Origin of the sequence: Streptomyces roseoviridis (assembly GCF_039535235.1) — a bacterium.
GTDB lineage: Bacteria > Actinomycetota > Actinomycetes > Streptomycetales > Streptomycetaceae > Streptomyces > Streptomyces roseoviridis.
Genome location: NZ_BAAAWU010000001.1, coordinates 1,689,386 through 1,706,787 on the forward strand (window position 1 = coordinate 1,689,386; position 17,402 = coordinate 1,706,787).

Annotated in this window: 16 protein-coding genes; 3 read left to right on the plus strand and 13 right to left on the minus strand. The window is 73.2% G+C overall.

Annotated elements, in window-relative coordinates:
* Positions 1-163 precede the first annotated feature (163 nt).
* A complete protein-coding gene (locus ABD954_RS07630; RefSeq protein ID WP_345485030.1) occupies positions 164-1,003 on the minus strand; it encodes an MBL fold metallo-hydrolase in 840 nt (279 codons plus the stop codon).
* Positions 1,004-1,197: 194 nt separating this feature from the next.
* Between ABD954_RS07630 and ABD954_RS07635 the strand changes: the two genes are divergently transcribed.
* The gene (locus ABD954_RS07635; protein ID WP_345485031.1) at positions 1,198-1,791 is read left to right on the plus strand and encodes a MerR family transcriptional regulator; all 594 of its coding nucleotides are present in this window, start codon (positions 1,198-1,200) and stop codon (positions 1,789-1,791) included.
* A gap of 7 nt (positions 1,792-1,798) precedes the next feature.
* Here ABD954_RS07635 and argF read toward each other — a convergent pair whose 3' ends face one another.
* The 6 genes from argF to ABD954_RS07665 form a co-directional block, all read right to left on the minus strand.
* Complete coding sequence (argF, locus tag ABD954_RS07640; protein ID WP_345485032.1) at positions 1,799-2,809, minus strand: ornithine carbamoyltransferase; 1,011 nt, start codon at positions 2,807-2,809, stop codon at positions 1,799-1,801.
* 186 nt (positions 2,810-2,995) lie between these two features.
* Complete coding sequence (locus ABD954_RS07645) at positions 2,996-4,228, minus strand: arginine deiminase (RefSeq protein ID WP_345485033.1); 1,233 nt, start codon at positions 4,226-4,228, stop codon at positions 2,996-2,998.
* 354 nt (positions 4,229-4,582) lie between these two features.
* The gene (locus ABD954_RS07650) at positions 4,583-7,204 is read right to left on the minus strand and encodes a polynucleotide kinase-phosphatase (protein WP_345485034.1); all 2,622 of its coding nucleotides are present in this window, start codon (positions 7,202-7,204) and stop codon (positions 4,583-4,585) included.
* Positions 7,201-8,829 carry a 3' terminal RNA ribose 2'-O-methyltransferase Hen1 gene (locus tag ABD954_RS07655; protein ID WP_345492021.1) on the minus strand — a complete coding sequence of 543 codons (1,629 nt, stop codon included), beginning with the start codon at positions 8,827-8,829 and terminating at the stop codon, positions 7,201-7,203. The genes ABD954_RS07650 and ABD954_RS07655 overlap by 4 nt, the downstream gene beginning before the upstream one ends.
* A gap of 73 nt (positions 8,830-8,902) precedes the next feature.
* On the minus strand, positions 8,903-9,805 hold the full coding sequence (mmuM, locus tag ABD954_RS07660; RefSeq protein WP_345485035.1) for a homocysteine S-methyltransferase: 903 nt from the start codon (positions 9,803-9,805) through the stop codon (positions 8,903-8,905).
* Positions 9,806-9,809: 4 nt separating this feature from the next.
* Positions 9,810-10,733, minus strand: coding sequence for an LLM class F420-dependent oxidoreductase (locus tag ABD954_RS07665; protein ID WP_345485036.1), 924 nt, complete (start codon positions 10,731-10,733; stop codon positions 9,810-9,812).
* Between the two features lie 243 nt (positions 10,734-10,976).
* Between ABD954_RS07665 and ABD954_RS07670 the strand changes: the two genes are divergently transcribed.
* A complete protein-coding gene (locus ABD954_RS07670; protein WP_382746064.1) occupies positions 10,977-11,258 on the plus strand; it encodes a hypothetical protein in 282 nt (93 codons plus the stop codon).
* 46 nt (positions 11,259-11,304) lie between these two features.
* Here ABD954_RS07670 and ABD954_RS07675 read toward each other — a convergent pair whose 3' ends face one another.
* From ABD954_RS07675 to ABD954_RS07700, 6 genes are all read right to left on the minus strand, one after another.
* Positions 11,305-11,808 (minus strand): DUF6099 family protein, encoded by a 504-nt coding sequence (locus ABD954_RS07675; protein WP_345485037.1) that lies wholly within the window; start codon positions 11,806-11,808, stop codon positions 11,305-11,307.
* Positions 11,809-11,934: 126 nt separating this feature from the next.
* Positions 11,935-12,306, minus strand: a complete 372-nt coding sequence (locus ABD954_RS07680; protein ID WP_345485038.1) for a nucleotide pyrophosphohydrolase — start codon at positions 12,304-12,306, stop codon at positions 11,935-11,937.
* Positions 12,293-13,705: an AAA family ATPase gene (locus tag ABD954_RS07685; protein ID WP_382746063.1), complete on the minus strand. Its 1,413-nt coding sequence runs from the start codon at positions 13,703-13,705 to the stop codon at positions 12,293-12,295. The genes ABD954_RS07680 and ABD954_RS07685 overlap by 14 nt, the downstream gene beginning before the upstream one ends.
* Positions 13,706-13,760: 55 nt before the next feature.
* Positions 13,761-14,183 carry a cell division protein SepF gene (locus tag ABD954_RS07690; protein ID WP_345485039.1) on the minus strand — a complete coding sequence of 141 codons (423 nt, stop codon included), beginning with the start codon at positions 14,181-14,183 and terminating at the stop codon, positions 13,761-13,763.
* 133 nt (positions 14,184-14,316) lie between these two features.
* Positions 14,317-14,757, minus strand: a complete 441-nt coding sequence (locus tag ABD954_RS07695) for a DUF6086 family protein (RefSeq protein ID WP_345485040.1) — start codon at positions 14,755-14,757, stop codon at positions 14,317-14,319.
* A 277-nt stretch (positions 14,758-15,034) separates the two neighbouring features.
* On the minus strand, positions 15,035-16,522 hold the full coding sequence (locus ABD954_RS07700; protein ID WP_345485041.1) for a long-chain-fatty-acid--CoA ligase: 1,488 nt from the start codon (positions 16,520-16,522) through the stop codon (positions 15,035-15,037).
* Between the two features lie 485 nt (positions 16,523-17,007).
* On the opposite strand from ABD954_RS07700, the gene ABD954_RS07705 reads away from it, so the two are divergent.
* Complete coding sequence (locus ABD954_RS07705; protein ID WP_345485042.1) at positions 17,008-17,382, plus strand: peptidoglycan-binding domain-containing protein; 375 nt, start codon at positions 17,008-17,010, stop codon at positions 17,380-17,382.
* The last annotated feature ends 20 nt before the right edge of the window (positions 17,383-17,402 follow it).

Sequence of the window (17,402 nt, forward strand, 5' to 3'; positions counted from 1 at the left end):
AAGGACGTGAGGAGGGGGTCCCGGAGGGGCCCGCCGCGCGCGCGTGCCGCGGCGCGGGGGCCTCCGAATCGTCGATCGTAAACCGAAAGGCGGACATTCCCCCAATCAGGCGTATCCCCCTCCCGCAGGGTGATCTGTGGTGGTCTGTTGTGATCTCCGCCGTCTAGGACGACGGAGGGGCGGCGGGAAGCGGAGGGCTCGCGAGGCGGGCGAACTCCCAGGGGTCGTGCGCGGAGAAGGCCTCGACCCGGTCACCGTGCTCGCGGACCAGCTCGCGCAGCCTGGCCTGGGTGCCGAGCCGCAGGTCCCGGTGGACCTGCGAGCGGGTCTGGACGACGTCGAGGACCGGGTGCGGCTCCTTCGCCTCCTGGAGCTCGCGGTGGTAGTAGTACGCGTCGCCGCAGTGCAGGAGCCACCGGTCGCCGTCGCGCACGGCGACCCCGGCGTGACCCTCGGTGTGTCCGCCGAGCGGGACGAGCCGGAACTCCGGCGGCAGGCCCTCGGGCCGCAGCGCGGTGAAGCCGAACCAGTCCTCGGCGGACGCGGGGTCCGCGGGGTCGTGCGGAACCCACCGGGGCTCGTGCGCCCAGTGGGCGGGCCGGTAGCGGCTGCCGGCGGTGTCGGCACGGGCCGCGGCGAGTTCCGGCGCGAGCAGGTGGACCCGGGCACGCGGGAAGTCGGGCAGACCACCGGAGTGATCGACGTCCAGGTGGGTCACGAGGACGTGGCGCACGTCGGACGGGTCGTGGCCGAGCCGGGCGATCTGCCGTAGGGCCGTCTCCTCCTCGTCGAGCGCGGGGGCGGCCATGGCGATCCAGTCGGCGCCGAGCGTCGCCTCCGGGTCACGGACGTCACCGAGGCCGAGGCCGGTCTCCACGAGGACCAGTCCGTGGTGGTCGGTCTCCACGAGCAGACAGTGGTTGACGGCGGGCGCGGGCGCGGGGCCTTCGTAGGTGGCCTCGATCGTGCGGACCGAGCCGCAGTTCAGGTGATGGATCTTCATGCCCGCTAGGCTGCGACGTGAACCGCGCTTCAAGTCAACCCGTCACGGCAGGGCCGGGGCGGCGAGGGACCGGCGAGCAGTCGAGGACGGCCGGGCGGTAGAGGGCGGCCGGGCAGTAGAGGGCGGCCGGGAGGTAGAGGACCGGCGACGCACCGAGGACCGGCGAGGGGTCACGGACCGGTGAGGAGCCGAAGATGAGCGAAGAGCCGAGGACGAGCGAGGAGCCGAGGACGGGCGAAGAGCCGAGGACGAGCGAGGAGCCGAGGACGAGCGGGCCGCTGCTGGACATCGGGGAGGTCGCGCAACGGTCGGGCCTCGCGCCCTCGGCCCTGCGTTTCTACGAGAAGAAGGGGCTGATCGAGCCCGCCGGACGCAACGGGCTCCGGCGGGCGTACCGGCCGGACGTCCTGGAACGCCTGGCGCTGATCACCTGCGCCCGCGGCGCCGGACTCTCGGTCGCCGAGATCCACCGCTTCCTCGTGGCCCGGCCGTCCGACGCGGACCTGCGCGCCCGGATGAACGCCAGGGCCGACGACCTCGACGAACAGATCGGCCGCCTGACACGGCTCCGCGACAGCATGCGGCACGCGGCCGTGTGCACGCACGAACCGATCGTGGACTGCCCGGAGTTCAAGCGGGCCGTGGGCCGCGTGCCGACGGCCACGGCTCCGGTCGGGGCACCAGTCGCGCCCCCGGCCGCCGCAGCGGACCCGGCCACGGCCCCCGCCCCGTCCCGGCCCTCGCCCTCGCCCTCGCCCTCGCCCTCGCCCCGACCCTCGTCCTCGTAAGACCGGGTCAGGCGACGGGGTCGCCCATGGTGGCGACCATGACCGCCTTGATGGTGTGCATGCGGTTCTCGGCCTCGTCGAAGACCACCGAGTGCGCCGACTCGAAGACCTCGTCGGAGACCTCCAGCTCGGTGAGCCCGTGCCGGGCGTGGATCTCGCGGCCGACGGCGGTCCCGAGGTCGTGGAAGGCGGGCAGGCAGTGCAGGAACTTCACGTCCGGGTTGCCGGTGGCCCGGATGACGTCCATCGTCACCGCGTACGGACCGAGGGCGGCGATCCGCTCGTCCCAGACCTCCTTGGGCTCCCCCATCGACACCCACACGTCCGTGGCGACGAAGTCGGCGCCCCGCACGCCCTCGGCGACGTCCTCGGTGAGGGTGATCGTCGCGCCGCTCGTCTCGGCGAGCCGGTGCGCCTCGGCGACGACGGCATCGACCGGCCAGTACGCCTTGGGGGCCACGATCCGGACGTCCATGCCGAGCAGGGCGCCGGTGATCAGGTAGGAGTTGCCCATGTTGAAGCGGGCGTCGCCGAGGTAGGCGAAGACCAGCTGGTCGAGCGGCTTGTCGCTGTGCTCGGTCATGGTGAGGACGTCGGCGAGCATCTGGGTGGGGTGCCAGTCGTCGGTGAGTCCGTTGAAGACGGGCACGCCGGCGAAGGCGGCCAGTTCCTCGACGGCGGCCTGGCTGTCGCCCCGGTACTCGATGCCGTCGAACATCCGGCCGAGCACGCGGGCGGTGTCCTTGACCGACTCCTTGTGCCCCATCTGGGAACCGGAGGGGTCCAGGAACGTGGTGGAGGCGCCCTGGTCGGCGGCGGCGACCTCGAAGGCGCAGCGGGTCCGGGTCGAGGTCTTCTCGAAGATCAGGGCGATGTTCCGGCCCCGCAGCCGCTGCACCTCCGTACCGGCCTTCTTCGCCGCCTTGAGTTCGGCGGCGAGCGCGATCAGGCCGCGGAACTCCTCGGCGGTGAAATCCAGCTCCTTGAGGAAGTGGCGGCCGATGAGGTCGGTGGCCATGGGCCCTCCTGGGTTACGGTCGGGTCGACGGACGGGCCCCCGCGAAGGGGAGCCCTGGAAGTCTATACGTAATTCAGCATTCTTATACAGCCCTCCGGGACCGCCTCCCGTAGGCGTGCCCACCGTCGCCTGCCCCTGCCCCCTCCCCCGCCCGCGGGCCCGCCGCCGTCGTCCTGGCCGCCGCCGTCAGACCGCGTCCCGCTCCACCGGGCAGCTCATGCAGCGCGGACCGCCCCTCCCCCGGCCGAGCTCGCTCCCCGGGATCTCGATCACCTCGATGCCCTGCTTGCGCAGGTGTGTGTTCGTGGTGACGTTGCGCTCGTACGCCACGACGACGCCCGGCTCCACGGCGAGCACGTTGCAGCCGTCGTCCCACTGCTCCCGCTCCGCCGCGTGGACGTCCTGGGTGGCGGTGAGCACCCGGATGTCCTGGAGGCCGAGGGCGGCGGCGATCGCGCTGTGCATGTGCTCCGGCGGATGGTCGGTCACCCGCAGCGACTGCCCCTCGTCGCCCGGCTCGATGGTGTACGAGCGAAGCATGCCGAGCCCCGCGTACTGGGTGAAGGTGTCCTGGTCCACCATCGTCATCACCGTGTCCAGGTGCATGAACGCCCGGCGCTTCGGCATGTCGAGCGCGATGATCGTGCGCGCGGACCCGGCCGCGAACATGCCCCGGGCCAGCATCTCCACGGCCTGGGGGGTGGTGCGCTCGCTCATGCCGATGAGCACGGCGCCGTTGCCGATGACGAGGACGTCGCCGCCCTCGATGGTGGAGGGGTAGTCGGACTGCCCCTCCGACCAGTGGTGGAAGCGGCCGGCCTCCGGGCCGGTGAACAGCGGATGGTGCTTGTAGATCGCCTCGAAGTGCACGGTCTCGCGCTGCCGGGCCGGCCAGCGCATCGCGTTGATCGACACCCCGTCGTAGATCCAGGCGGAGGTGTCCCGGGTGAAGAGGTGGTTCGGCAACGGACCGAGGACGAACTCGTCCAGGTCCAGGGCGTGGAAGCGCACCGAGGTCGGCTCGCGGTGGGAGGCCAGGAACTCCCGCTTCGTCATGCCGCCGACCAGCGCCTCCGCCAGGGCGGAGGGATCGAGCGAGTCGAAGGCGGCCCGCAGATGGTCGGCGGCGAGCGGACCGTACTCCTTCTCGTGGAAGACCCGCTCGAGGACCATCGCCCGCGCCGCCGGCACCTCCATGGCCTCGCGCAGCAGGTCGCCGAAGAGGTGTACCTCCACTCCCCGGTCCCGCAGGACGTCCGCGAACCCGTCGTGCTCCTGCCGGGCCCTGCGCACCCAGAGCACGTCGTCGAAGAGGAGGGCGTCCTTGTTGGTCGGGGTGAGCCGCTTCAGTTCGAGATCGGGGCGGTGCAGGATGACGCGGCGAAGCCGCCCGGTCTCGGAATCGACATGGAATCCCATGCGCCCATCCTGGCGGAGCGGGGCGGCTCGCGCGTGGTAGTCGCACGGGGTACTCGCACCGGGTGTTCACGGCGCGCCCGTACGGGAAGCGGTCGACGGCCCCGACGAGCGCGGCGACTGCGCCGCCCCCGACCCGCCCTCCCCTGGCCCGCCCCCGCCGGCCCGGTAGGTCGGGCATCGGGGCGGGTCCCGAGCGGGGCGGGCCGGGCGGCAGGTCGGGCATCGGGGCGGTCGGGCGGGGGCCGGGGGCCGGGGACCGGAGGCAGCTCCGGGCCGCGGCCGGGCCCGCCTGCCGCCCAGCGCCCAGCACCCAGGCCGATGCCTACGCCGGCCCCGACCGCCCCCGCCGTCCCCTCACAGGCGGGGATCCACCGGCTCCGACTCCAGGGCCAGGACCGCGAAGACCGCCTCGTGGACCCGCCACAGCGGCTCCCCGGCCGCCAGCCGGTCGAGCGCTTCGAGGCCGAGCGCGTACTCCCGCAGCGCCAGCGAGCGCTTGTGGCCGAGGAACCGGCCGCGCAGCCGCTCCAGGTTGTCCGGGCGGGTGTACTCGGGGCCGTAGATGATCCGCAGGTACTCCCGGCCGCGTACCTTCACGCCCGGCTGGACGGGACGGCCGTCGGCGCCCCGCACAAGGGCCGCGAGCGGCTTGACGACCATGCCCTCGCCGCCCGCCCCGGTCAGGTCCAGCCACCAGTCGACGCCCGCCCGTACGGACACCTCGTCCGCCGGGTCGACGATCAGCCTCCGGGTGACCTGGAGCAGTCCCGTCGGGTCGTGCTCGACCAGCCGGTCCAGCCAGGCCAGCTGCTCGTCGTGCGGTACGGCAGCGAGCGAGCGCCCGCGGGCCGCGAGCACCTGGAACGGCGCGAACCGCACGCCGTCCAGTCCCTCGGTGGGCCAGCAGTAGCGCCGGTAGGCGTCGGTGAACGCCGCCGCGTCCGCCGCCCGCTCCCGCTGCCTGCCGAGCAGTCCGTCGAGTCCCGGGACGCCCCGGGCGACCGCCTGTTCGAGCGCCCCGAGGGCGCCGGGGAACACCGCGCGGGAGGCCGCGCCGACCGCGGCGTACTGGGACCGCAGCAGACCCGCCGACTTCAGCGACCACGGCATCAGCTCACCGTCGAGCAGCAGCCAGTCCGTGTCCAGCTCCTCCCACAGCCCGGCGGCGTCGATCGCCGCCCGCAGCCGTGCGAGGACCTGCTCGGTGGTCTGCGGGTCGTCGAAGAACGGGCGTCCGGTGCGGGTGTGCAGCGCACCCGTCACCCCGGCCGCCGTACCGGCCGGCCCGGCACCGGTCACGCCGAATCGTTCCGCCGCGACGGCCGCGTCCCGGCAGACCAGCGCGACCGCCCGCGAACCCATGTGCTTCTCCTCGCACACGACCCGCTCGACCCCGTCCGCCGCGTACTGCGCGAACGCCTCGGCCGGGTGCTCCAGATAGCCGTCCGTCCTCGCCGTCGCGGTGGGCGCCATCGTCGGCGGCAGGTAGGCGAGCAGCCGCGGGTCGACCGCGAACCGGCTCATGACCTCGAGCGCGGCCGCCGCGTTCTCCTCCCGTACCGCCAGGTTGCCCATCAGGCGGGTCTCCACGACGCGGCGGCCGTGCACGTCCGCCAGGTCGAGGGGCCGGCCCTGGTGCCCGCCCGGCGCCTCGGGCGCGAGCGGCTTGGCCGGCTCGTACCAGACCCGCTCGGCCGGTACGTCGACGAGCTCGCGCTCCGGCCAGCGCAGGGCGGTCATCTTCCCGCCGAACACGGCGCCGGTGTCGAGGCAGATGGTGTTGTTGATCCAGGACGTGGTCGGCACCGGCGTGTGTCCGTAGACGACGGTGGCGCGGCCCCGGTAGTCCTCGGCCCACGGGTAGCGCACCGGCAGCCCGAACTCGTCGGTCTCGCCCGTCGTGTCCCCGTACAGGGCGTGCGAGCGCACCCGCCCCGAGGTACGGCCGTGGTACTTCTCCGGCAGACCGGCGTGGCAGACCACCAGCCGCCCTTCGTCGAGGACGTAGTGGCTGACCAGGCCGTCGATGAACCGGGCCACCTCCGCGCGGAACTCCTCCGGCTCGCGCTCCAGCTGCTCGATCGTCTCGGCGAGGCCGTGGGTCTGCTGCACCTTGCGGCCGCGCAGCCAGCGCCCCAGCTTGTTCTCGTGGTTGCCGGGCACGCACAGCGCGTCCCCGGCGGCCACCATGCCCATGACGCGGCGGAGCACTCCGGGACTGTCCGGGCCCCGGTCGACCAGGTCGCCGACGAAGACGGCCGTACGCCCCTCGGGGTGGTGTCCGTCGACGTAGCCGAGCTTCGCGAGCAGCGTCTCCAGCTCGGACCGGCAGCCGTGGATGTCACCGATGATGTCGAAGGGGCCGGTGAGGTGGCGCAGGTCGTTGAACCGCTTCTCCAGGACGACCTCGGCCGCCTCCACCTCCTCGACGCTCCGCAGCACGTGCACCTTGCGGAAGCCCTCGCGCTCCAGACCGCGCAGCGAGCGGCGCAGTTCACGGCGGTGCCGCTGGATGACGTGGCGGGGCAGGTGGGCCCGGTCGGGCCGGGCCGCGTTGCGTGCGGCGCACACGTCCTCGGGCAGGTCGAGGACGATCGCGATGGGCAGCACGTCGTGCTCGCGGGCGAGCTGGACGAGCTGGCGGCGCGCCTCGCGCTGCACGCTGGTGGCGTCGACGACGGTCAGCCGCCCGGCCGCGAGCCGCTTGCCCGCTATGTAGTGGAGGACGTCGAAGGCGTCCTTGCTGGCGCTCTGGTCGTTCTCGTCGTCGGCGACGAGTCCTCGGCAGAAGTCCGAGGAGATGATCTCGGTCGGCTTGAAGTGCCGCCGCGCGAAGGTGGACTTGCCGGAGCCGGTCGCACCGATCAGGACCACGAGGGACAGGTCGGTGACGGGCAGCGTGCGGGGAGCGGGGGCGGTGACCGTGGTCGGGGCCGTGCCGGTCGTGTCGGTCGGGGCGTCGGTCGTGTCGCTCATGCCGCGTCCTCCTTCGGGGTCTCGTCGGTACGGGTCTGGTCGGTACGGGTCTGGTCGGTGGTGGAGCTCCCTTCGGTGGAGCTCCCTTCGGTGGAGCTCCCTTCGGTGGAGCTCCCTTCGGTGGGGGCGGTGCGGGTCGTGTCGGTGGGGGTTTCCTCCGTACGGGTCCGGTCGGTGGCGGGCTCGTCGTCACGGGTGAAGACGGCCATCTGCGTGGGCGGGCCGACCTCGGGGTCGTCGGGGCCGACGGGCGCGAAGTCCACCGCGTAGCCGTACCGTCCGGCGAGTCCGGCCGCCCACGTGCGGAACTCCTCGCGGGTCCACTCGAAGCGGTGGTCGCCGTGCCGGACGTGGCCGGCCGGCAGCGACTCCCAGCGCACGTTGTACTCGACGTTCGGAGTGGTCACCACGACCGTGCGGGGCCGGGCCGAACCGAACACCGCGTATTCGAGCGCGGGCAGCCTCGGCAGGTCCAGGTGCTCGATGACCTCGCTGAGCACGGCCGCGTCGTAGCCGGCGAGCCGCTTGTCGGTGTACGTGAGCGAGCCCTGGAGCAGGCGCACCCGGGCGGCCTGCCGCTCGCCCATCCGGTCCAGGCGCAGCCTGCGGGCGGCCACCGACAGAGCGCGCGCCGACACGTCGATGCCGACGATCTCGGTGAACCGCACGTCCTTGAGCAGCGCCTGCACCAACTGGCCCTGGCCGCAGCCGAGATCGAGCACCCGTGTGGCGTCGGCGGCGCGCAGCGCGCCGAGGATCGCCTCGCGGCGCTGCTCGGCGAGCGGAACGGGCCGCTCCTCGGTGTCCGTCGTCTCGTCGACCGCGTTGTCGACGTCCTCGACGTCCAGGCCGTCCGTCTCGGCGAGCCGCACCAGTTCCAGACGCTCCGTCGCCTCCCGGGTCAGGCCCCAGCGGCGCGACAGGTAACGGCTGGTGATGAGCTTCTGCTCGGGGTGGTCGGCGAGCCAGCCGTCACCGGCCCGCAGCAGCTTGTCGACCTCGTCGGGCGCGACCCAGTAGTGCTTGGCGTCGTCGAGCACCGGCAGCAGCACGTACAGCTGGTTGAGCGCGTCGGCGAGCCGCAGTTCGCCCTCCAGGACGAGCCGCACGTAGCGGGAGTCGCCCCATTCGGGGAACTCCGGGTCGAGCGCGACCGGTTCGGCCGCGACGGCCGTCCAGCCCAGCGGGCCGAACAACCGCTTCACCAGTTCCGCGCCACCGCGCGCCGGCACCGCGGGCACCTCGATCCGCAGCGGCATGGCCGCGGCGGCCCGCTCGGGCAGGGCCGCGCAGGTGCCGTGCAGGGCGCTCTTGAACACCCGGGCGAGGGCGACCGCGAGCAGCGAGGAGGCCGCGTAGGGCCGGTCGTTCACATACTGCGCGAGCGCCGCGTCCGGCGCGCCTCCCCGCCCCTTGCCGCGGCCCCGGCGCACGAGCGCCACGGGGTCCACTTCGAGCAGCAGCGCGGCCGTGCACCGCTCCGCGCTCGCCTCGGGGTAGAGGACGTGCGCGGTGCCGTGCGAGGTCGAGAACGCCTGCGCCCTTCCGGGATGCTTGTGCAGCAGAAAGCCCAGGTCAGTGGCAGGTTTCTCGGGGGTGCCCGTGGTGCTGATCGTCAGGAACATGCGCTCCAGCATGACCTGCGCCGCCGCCCCGGGCCAACGCATTTCGGGGCGCCGCTCCGTCGCCCTCCCGGTCCTACGGCTTCAGCGCGCCGGCGAGGGCCGCGATGGCGTCGGGGCCGACCCGGCAGCATCCTCCGATCAGACGGGCACCGGCCGTGCGCCAGGCATCGGTCGTGGCCGGGTCGAAGCTCGCTCCGCCGTGCCAGCCGCGGGCGCCGGCATCCCACTGCTCGCCGCTGTTGGGATAGACGACGACCGGCTTGCCGGTGACCGAGGCGGCGATCTCCGCGGCGGGTCCGGCGTCCGCCGGGTCGCAGCAGTTGACGCCGACCGCGACGACCTGGTCGACGCCCGCGGCGAGCCCGAAGGCGTCCTCGAGGGTCTGCCCGGCCCGGGTGTGCCGGCCGTCGACCGTGTACGAGAGCCAGACCGGCACCCCGCAGCCCTCGACGGCCCGCAGCAGCCCTTCGGCCTCGTCGGCGTCGGGCACCGTCTCCAGGGCCAGGACGTCCGGACCGGCCTCGGCCAGCACCTCGACCCGGGGCCGGTGGAACCGTGCCAGCTCGGCGGCCGACAGCCCGTACCGGCCCCGGTACTCGCTGCCGTCCGCGAGCATCGCCCCGTACGGGCCGACGGAGGCCGCGACCCAGATCTCGCGCTGTGTCCGCCCGCCCGCCGCGCGGGCGAGCTCGACGCTGCGGGCGAGCAGCCGCGCCGCCTCCGCCCGGTCGGTCCCGCGCCGGGCGAAGCCCTCGAAGGTGGCCTGGTAGCTGGAGGTGATCAGCACCTGGGCACCCGCCCGCGCGTAGGCCGCGTGGGCCGCCTCGATCTGCTCGGGCGCGTCGGCGAGCAGTCGGGCCGACCAGAGCGCGTCGGACAGGTCGCAGCCCTGCGCCTCCAGCTGGTTGGAGAGCCCGCCGTCGAGGACGAGCACCTCCTCGGCGAGGGCGGCGGCGAGTGTGCGGGCGGGTTTCATCGGGTCACCCCAGCTGCGTCTGGACCTGTGCGGAGATCAGCTCCAGGTGGTCCAGATCGTCCAGGTCGAGGACCTGGAGGTAGATCCGGGTGGAGCCCAGTGCACCGTACCTGCCGATCTTGTCCACGACCTCGGCGGGTGAGCCGGCCAGGCCGTTGGCCTTGAGCTCGTCGACGTCCCGCCCGATGGCCGCCGCCCTGCGGGCGACCTCCGCGTCGTCCCGGCCCACGCACACCACGAGCGCGTTGGAGTACACCAGCGCGTCGGCCGGACGCCCGGCCTCCGCCGCCGCGGCCCGCACCCGGCCGAACTGCCGCTCGGTGTCCTCCAGCGAGGCGAACGGGATGTTGAACTCGTCGGCGAAGCGCGCCGCCAGCCTCGGCGTGCGGGTCGCGCCGTGCCCGCCGACGAGCACCGGGATCCGTTCCTGGGCCGGCTTGGGCAGCGCGGGCGAGTCGGTCAGCTGGTAGTACTCGCCCTCGTACGAGAACTTCTTGCCGACCTCGGTGTCCCACAGCCCGGTGACGATCTCCAGCTGCTCCTCCAGGCGTCCGAACTTCTCCTTGGGGAACGGGATCCCGTACGCCCGGTGCTCCTCCTCGAACCATCCCGCGCCGAGGCCGAGTTCGATCCGGCCGCCGGACATCTGGTCGACCTGGGCGACCTGGATGGCCAGGACGCCGGGGAGCCGGAACGTGCCGGCGGTCATCAGCGTGCCGAGGCGGATCCGCCGGGTCTCCCGGGCGAGACCGGCCAGGGTGATCCACGCGTCCGTGGGTCCGGGCAGCCCGTCGGCGGATCCCATGCTCAGATAGTGGTCCGAGCGAAAGAAGGCGTCGAAGCCGAGCTCCTCCGTGGCCTTGGCGACCTTGAGCAGGGTGTCGTAGTCGGCCCCTTGCTGGGGCTCCGTGAAGATTCGAAGATCCATGCCTCCATCCTGCACCTTCGGGGCGCGTCAACCATTTCGTCAGCGGATGATCTCCACCGGCTCGGTCGGGTGAATATCGGCCCTCCTGGCGGGCGGCCTCCCGCCGGGCCAGTGACCGGCGCCGGTGACCGGTCGTTGGCTCGGGCGGAGCCGGACCGCCCGGCCCGCGTGCCGGCGGCCCGTGCCGGTGCGTCTCTCATGGGCCCTTCCCGCGCCGGAGGGCCCCGGGCCGAGGAGGCCGCCATGTCCCAGGAAGCCGCACCGGAGCGGGCCGTGCCCGAGCAGGGCGCCCCACAGGTGCCGCCCGCGCAGCCGTCGGCCGAGTCCGTGCCCTCCCGGACCGCCCGGTCGGTGCCCGAGCAGGGCGGCGCCCCGAAGGGCCTGCTGCAGCAGATGGAGGAGCTGATGGCCGCGCTGACCGCCGACCTGACCCAGCTCGACGCCGACCTCCAGTCGTCGGCGGACCGCCAGTCGCCCGCCTCCGCAAGCGGGACCCCGGACCACCCTGACGTCACCCCCGCCTGACGCCCGCTCCGGACCCGCGCGCCGCGCTCGCCCCTTTTCCTCCCGCTCAGCGCGGCCCCGGGGCCGGGCCCGCCCGGTTGCCGGCGGGGTCGGGCGGTCTGCCGCGCTCACGCTCGCGTACGGCCAGGCGGCGGAGCATGGCGCGCACGCGGTCGCCCGCCTCGTCGGCGGCGTCGATCGCCTCGATGCACTGCCAGTAGAGCCCGTCCTCGTCGGTGGCGCACGCCACCCCGACCAGGGCGATGCCCACCTCGCCGAGGAGCGCGCCGAGCGCGATGAGCGCCGACCGCGCGTCCCTCACGGTGGTGAGCTGCGCGGCCCGTAACGCTCCGGTGCGCAGCACGGGGTGGTCGACCGTGCCCCGCCCGCCGGCTATCTCGCTCAGCCCCCGTGCCTCGCCCCGCAGCTCCGGCGGGCCGCCGAGCGCGAGGTGACTTCCTATCGCCTGGGCGAGGGCCTGGGCCTGCCACGCCTCCGCCACGATGTCCAGTGCCGTGTGGCTCTCGGCCAGCGCATGCCGACCGGCCGCGACGAGTCGCTCCGCTTCCATCAACGCCGCCCCCGTTCCCAAGACTTACCGCTCATTCATTCCATTACCCAGCGTGAGGCCGACCGGACCCAAACACCAGGGGAATTCGGAAAACTGTGGACAGGAAGCTCGATGGGGAAAACTCGATCACTCCGAAGAGTGACGATCGGGGTCTTCGGTGTCCGGTCGGCGACCTCCGCGCACCGGGAAACGGAGTTCGTTGCGGTCGATCTTGGCCGAGAGCGCCGCGAGCGGGTCGATCCCCAACACCCCGCAGAACTGGAGCAGATAGGCGAGGACGTCCGCGACCTCGTCCGTGACCCGGTGCGCCTGCTCCGGGTCCGCCATCACCCGCTCCGCCTCCTCCGGGGTCAACCACTGGAAGATCTCCAGGAGTTCGGCCGCCTCGACGCTCAGCGCCGCGGCCAGGTTCTTGGGCGTGTGGTAGGGCTGCCACGCGCGGGCCGCGGCGAAGTCCGCGAGGCGGCGTTGCAGGCCCGCCACATCAAGTTCTGTCACGCCCCAGGTCTACCACCGTCACCTGTGACTCGTTCGCCCCCACCCCCGGCCCCGCCCCCTGAACCTCGTTGGCCCCCTTCGGCTCGCTCACCCCACTCGCCTGGCCCGGCAGGTCCGGCAGGTCCGGCAGATCGACCGCCGTGCCCTCGCCGATCGTCGCGACGAGCCGGAGGTGGCCCCTCGCGCAGATCTCCCGTGCCAGGGCGAGCAGGGCGCTCACCTGCCGGCCGTCGAGGCCCCGGTCGAAGCCGTCGGCGAGGACGGTGAGGGTCTGCATGGCCTGCGGCACCTCGGCGACCGGGTCCACCGCGAGCACACCGGGGCCGGTGAGCAGGACGAGACCGAGGGCGAGGTAGCGCAGTTCGCCGTCGCCGAGGCGGCCCAGCGGCGTCGCCGCGCGGGCGGTGCGCTCCAGGACGGCCTGGACGGTGTCGCCCTCCGCCGACTCCCGGAGGCCGAGGCCCGTGACCGGCCCGGTGCAGCCCGCACGGGCGAACGCGGCGAGGCGGACGTGGCGCCGGGGGCATTCGGTGGCGGTGCGGTGCAGCACCTCCGCGAGGTTGCGGCAGTCCCGCCGCAGCCGGCCCTCGCCCACCGGCACCGGTGCCCGCATGCTGCGCGGCTGCGGGTCGCACGGGAAGACCGAGCGCAGTCCGACGACCACCTGTTCCGCCGCGGCCAGGACGTCCCGTTGTCCCTGGGTCTTGCCGGCGACGCGCAGCGGGAGCAGGGCGGTGGCGAGGAGGTCGTCGGGCAGCGGAGCGCGGGTGACGGGGGTGCTGCCCGCCGTGTGCCATTCGGCCTGGACGGTGCCGCGGCCGGGGTCGCGCAGGGCGGTGGCGAGGAGGACGCGCCCCTGGGCGGTGAGGCGTTCGCCGACGATCCGCAAGGAGGGCTCCGCCTGGACGGCGATGTCGAGGCGGACCGGGCCCACCGGTCCGTCGACCGTGCAGCCGATCCGGAAGCCCCGCCTCCCCTGGGCGTCGGGCCGCGCCGACTCCGGCACCCGGTCCGCCGCGTCGGGCAGCGCCTCGGCGAGCCCCGCGCCGGAGCCGAGCGCCGTCAGTACCTCGTACGCGCGCAGGGCGGTGGACTTGCCGCTTCCGCTCGGACCCCGGAGCAGCGTCACGGGGCCGAGCGGGAGGGCGGTCCCGCGATGCGCGCCGAAGGCCGAGAGGCGTAACTCCGTGACGGCGGGCCGGACCCTCTCGCCCCTGCGCCGCTCGGCGGAGGCGGGAGGGGACGCGAGAGGCGAGGCGGGAACGGACGGGGACGGGGGTGCGGGGACGCGCGGGCGTCCCTGGGCCGGGACCACCCCGGCCGCCGCCGGACCGTACCTACGGTCGCGGGCGGCTGGAGCGGGGGTGCGGTCGGAGGCGGTGCCGCCGGTGATGGTCATGATCGGACCGTACGCAGGCGTGCGGACGACGAACCGTTACGGCGGAAGGAGCTTCCTACGAACGGGGGACCGCGTCCTCGTCGATGTCCTCCGGGCTTCCGTCCTCCGCGCCCTCCACCTCGGTGCCCGCGGGCGCCAGCAGGAAGACGTTGCGGTCGACGCGGTGCATGCCGCTGCCGAGCCCGAAGACGACACCGCTGCTGAAGTCGAGGACGCGCTTGGCGACCTCGGTGTCGGCGCTCGTGAGGTCGAGCAGCACGGGAACCTGGGCGATGAGGTACTCGGCGACCTCGCGGGCGTCGGCGAAGACCTGGACCCGCAGCACGACCATGCGGCGCTGCTCGGCGGCCTCGTACTGCTCGGGCATCGTGCGGTGGTCGACCCTGGACGGCCATTCGTCGCGGCCGCGCAGGGGCACGACCTGTGCCAGACCCTCCCACTGCTCGTCGGTGACGTCGTACCTCTCGTACCTACTCATGCGTCCATCCTCCCGTTCCTCACCCGTTCGGCCCAACACCGACACGAACCGACTCGCCGCGGACCGACGGCGGACCGGTCCGTCCGGTCCGGCCGGTCACCCGGCCCGCCCGGTCCACTCGGCTCGCCGCGGTTCAGCGGGGCATGCGCCGGCCCAGCTCCCGGGCCCTCGCCCGCAGGGCCGCCGCCCAGGCCGCGCCGTCGGGCGGCTCGGACATCCCGGTGACGGCGGACACCTGCACATCCTCCAGGCGACCGTCCGTTTCGGCGCTGAGCCGCGCCCAGTCCACCTCGATTCCGGCGCGTCCGGCCAGGACCAGCGCGATCGCCGTGAAGTCCTCGGAGAGCGCGAGGACGATGCTGTGACCGGTCCGCCGGTGCCGGGCCAGCAAGGCGTGGACGAATGCCCCGAAGGCGACAGGATCGATCTGGCACTCGTCCATCTCCATCGGCCCGATTCCGGACGGCAGCCCCAACTCCGCCTCGTGGAGGGCCACATGGCGCTGGAACATGCGGGAAGCACCGTTGGACGGGTTCCACAAGGTCTCGTCACCCAGGTCGAAGTACTGGCTCATCCCGTCCCCCGCGTCGTTCAGCGTCGTCCCGCGTCGTCCCGCGCGTGCGCGTGACGACGCTCGGCGCGTTCCGTGCGCTCGGCGCACTCCCCGCGGCGCCCAGCGCTTCCGATGTCGTGCGGACCATCGTCGCAGGTCCGGACAGTCCTGCGGTCGGGGGGTGAAGGGGGTCCAGGATGAGGCGCTGCCCCGGGAGGGTGCCGGGCCGCAGGGACTGCCGGAGCACGGCCACGGCGCCCTCGGTTCCGGGAGCGAGAGGATCATCCGGGGCGTGCCGCTACGGCGTCGGCAGGGTGATCTCCCGCTTGAGGATCTTGCCGCTCGGGCCCAGGGGGAGCCGGTCCACGAGCCAGACGTGACGCGGGTACTTGTAGGCCGCCATCCGTTCCCTGACGTACTCCCGCAGTTCGTCGGGGGTGGCCTGCGCGGAGGGGCGCAGGACGACCGCCGCGGCGACCTCTTCGCCCAGGTCGGCGTGCGGGACGCCCACGACGGCGGCCAGGGCGACGGCCGGGTGCTCGTGCAGGACCTCCTCGATCTCGCGCGGGTAGACGTTGTAGCCGCCGCGGATGATCATGTCCTTCTTGCGGTCCACGATGTAGAGGAAGCCGTCCTCGTCGGCGCGGGCGAGGTCGCCCGTGCGCAGCCAGCCGTCGGGGACGGCGGCCGCGGTCTCCTCCGGGCGGTTCCAGTAGCCCTTCATCACGTTGGGTCCGCGGACGGCCAGTTCGCCGACCTCACCGGGGGTCACGTCCTGGCCCTTGTCGTCGAGCAGCCGTACCTCGACGTCCCGGATGGGGGTGCCGACGGAGCCGGCCTTGCGGGGCCGGTCGGGGTGGTTGAAGGTGACGACCGGGCTGGTCTCGGACATGCCGAATCCCTCCAGCACCGCGCAGCCGAAGCGCCGCTCGAAGCCGTGGAGGATCTCCACCGGCAGCGAGGCGCCGCCGGAGATGCACATCCGCAGGGTCGAGACGTCCGCCTCCGACGGGTACTGGAGCAGGGCCGCGTACATGGTCGGCACTCCCTCGAAGACGGTGGCCCGCTCGCGGGCGATGGCGTCCAGGACGGCCCCCGGTTCGAAGCGGGGGATCATGACGAGCGAGGCACCGCTGCGGACGGCCGTGCTCATGGTGCAGATCTGTCCGAAGATGTGGAACAGGGGCAGGCAGCCCACGACCACGTCGTCCGGCGTCATCCGCTGGATCTCGACGCCGTTGACCTCGGTGTTGTGCCGCAGACCGGCGTGGGTGAGGACGGCGCCCTTGGGGTGGCCGGTCGTTCCGGAGGTGTACAGCAGGACGGCCATGTCCTCGCCGTCCACCTCGGCGGCCCCGGGCAGGGGCTCGTGCCGGGCCAGTTCAGCGGCGAACCCGGCGGGTTCGACGGCGGTGTGCCGCACCCCCGCGGCCGCGGCTCCCTGCGCGCCTTCGCCCGGGGCCTGATGCCACTCGAAGAGCCGTACCGCACCGGAGTCGGTGAGGTGGAACGCGCTCTCCCTGGTCTTCAGGAGCGGGTTCATCGGAACGACGACGGCGCCGGCGCGCAGGTTTCCGTAGTAGAGGACGACGAACTCGGGAACGTTGGGGAGCATCAGGGCGACCCGGTCGCCCGGCTCGACGCCCTCGGACCTGAGCAGCGTGGCGGCACGGGCGCTGGAGTCGTCCAGCTCCGCGTACGTGATGACCCGCTCCCCCAGCCGCAGCGCGGGGTGCTCGGGCTGCCGCCGAGCCGTCTCCACAAGGAACCCTGCCAGATTGGCCATGACCGCCTCCGTCGTAGAAATAGTCGAATGATGGCATCGCGGCTGCGTCGAGGCCCCGCCGGACCGTCCTCGGGCCCGGGTGACGCTTCGGTCGTCCGGGGACGGCTTCGCCCCGTCGCCGCGTCGGGGCGCTACGACCACACACTGGACGCTCCGCCCCACGGTCGGCGTCCCTGCATGACGGCCCATCAGGAGCCTGCCGCCCGGCCTTCGCACGTGATGCGAGTACGCATCAGGTCTCGAACCCGACGCAAGAGACCGGCCGGATCGCGACGAGTCCGGTGCGTGGTCCAACCCAGGTTGGATCCCGTCTCCAACCTGGGGCTCAACCGGAGTCCTCGACGTCCCGTCCTGGCGCGCTGGTATGAGCCCGAGGTTCCACCCCTCGCTCGACGCGGCAGGACGTCCCGCATCCATAGATTTCCGTTCGCCCCCCCGGGAGCAGGACCTCCAGACGGAGCGCCTGCGACGAACAGGAGACACATATGGCGATTCTGAAGAAGACGGTGCGCACCGCGGGTGTGACCCTGATGGCGGCGGGTCTCGCCGTCGGCGCGCTGGCGGGTTCGGCCGAGGCACGGCCGGGACTGCCCAACATCAACAGGGGCGACGACCCCGGCACCCCCACCTGGTGCGTCCAGCGCGCCGTCAACAACTGGGCCGAGCGGACCGGTCAGGGCCGACCGCTCGGTGAGGACGGCATCTTCGGTCCCGGAACCGAGGCCTGGGTGAAGAAGTTCCAGCGGGCGTCCGGCCAGACGGATGACGGCGTCGTCGGGCCGCGGACGGGCAAGAGCATCCTCGACAACGCCGGATACCACCGCAACTACTGCTACAACTACGTGCCCAGCCCGAGCTGACCTCGGCCGCACCCAGGGGC

Bases quoted from the DNA above. Each gene is read 5' to 3' on its own strand.
- ABD954_RS07630 (WP_345485030.1), bottom strand. From the start codon at position 1,003: ATGAAGATCCATCACCTGAACTGCGGCTCGGTCCGCACGATCGAGGCC.
- ABD954_RS07635 (WP_345485031.1), top strand. From the start codon at position 1,198: ATGAGCGAAGAGCCGAGGACGAGCGAGGAGCCGAGGACGGGCGAAGAG.
- argF (WP_345485032.1), bottom strand. From the start codon at position 2,809: ATGGCCACCGACCTCATCGGCCGCCACTTCCTCAAGGAGCTGGATTTC.
- ABD954_RS07645 (WP_345485033.1), bottom strand. From the start codon at position 4,228: ATGGGATTCCATGTCGATTCCGAGACCGGGCGGCTTCGCCGCGTCATC.
- ABD954_RS07650 (WP_345485034.1), bottom strand. From the start codon at position 7,204: ATGAGCGACACGACCGACGCCCCGACCGACACGACCGGCACGGCCCCG.
- ABD954_RS07655 (WP_345492021.1), bottom strand. From the start codon at position 8,829: ATGTTCCTGACGATCAGCACCACGGGCACCCCCGAGAAACCTGCCACT.
- mmuM (WP_345485035.1), bottom strand. From the start codon at position 9,805: ATGAAACCCGCCCGCACACTCGCCGCCGCCCTCGCCGAGGAGGTGCTC.
- ABD954_RS07665 (WP_345485036.1), bottom strand. From the start codon at position 10,733: ATGGATCTTCGAATCTTCACGGAGCCCCAGCAAGGGGCCGACTACGAC.
- ABD954_RS07670 (WP_382746064.1), top strand. From the start codon at position 10,977: ATGTCCCAGGAAGCCGCACCGGAGCGGGCCGTGCCCGAGCAGGGCGCC.
- ABD954_RS07675 (WP_345485037.1), bottom strand. From the start codon at position 11,808: ATGGAAGCGGAGCGACTCGTCGCGGCCGGTCGGCATGCGCTGGCCGAG.
- ABD954_RS07685 (WP_382746063.1), bottom strand. From the start codon at position 13,705: ATGACCATCACCGGCGGCACCGCCTCCGACCGCACCCCCGCTCCAGCC.
- ABD954_RS07690 (WP_345485039.1), bottom strand. From the start codon at position 14,183: ATGAGTAGGTACGAGAGGTACGACGTCACCGACGAGCAGTGGGAGGGT.
- ABD954_RS07695 (WP_345485040.1), bottom strand. From the start codon at position 14,757: ATGAGCCAGTACTTCGACCTGGGTGACGAGACCTTGTGGAACCCGTCC.
- ABD954_RS07700 (WP_345485041.1), bottom strand. From the start codon at position 16,522: ATGGCCAATCTGGCAGGGTTCCTTGTGGAGACGGCTCGGCGGCAGCCC.
- ABD954_RS07705 (WP_345485042.1), top strand. From the start codon at position 17,008: ATGGCGATTCTGAAGAAGACGGTGCGCACCGCGGGTGTGACCCTGATG.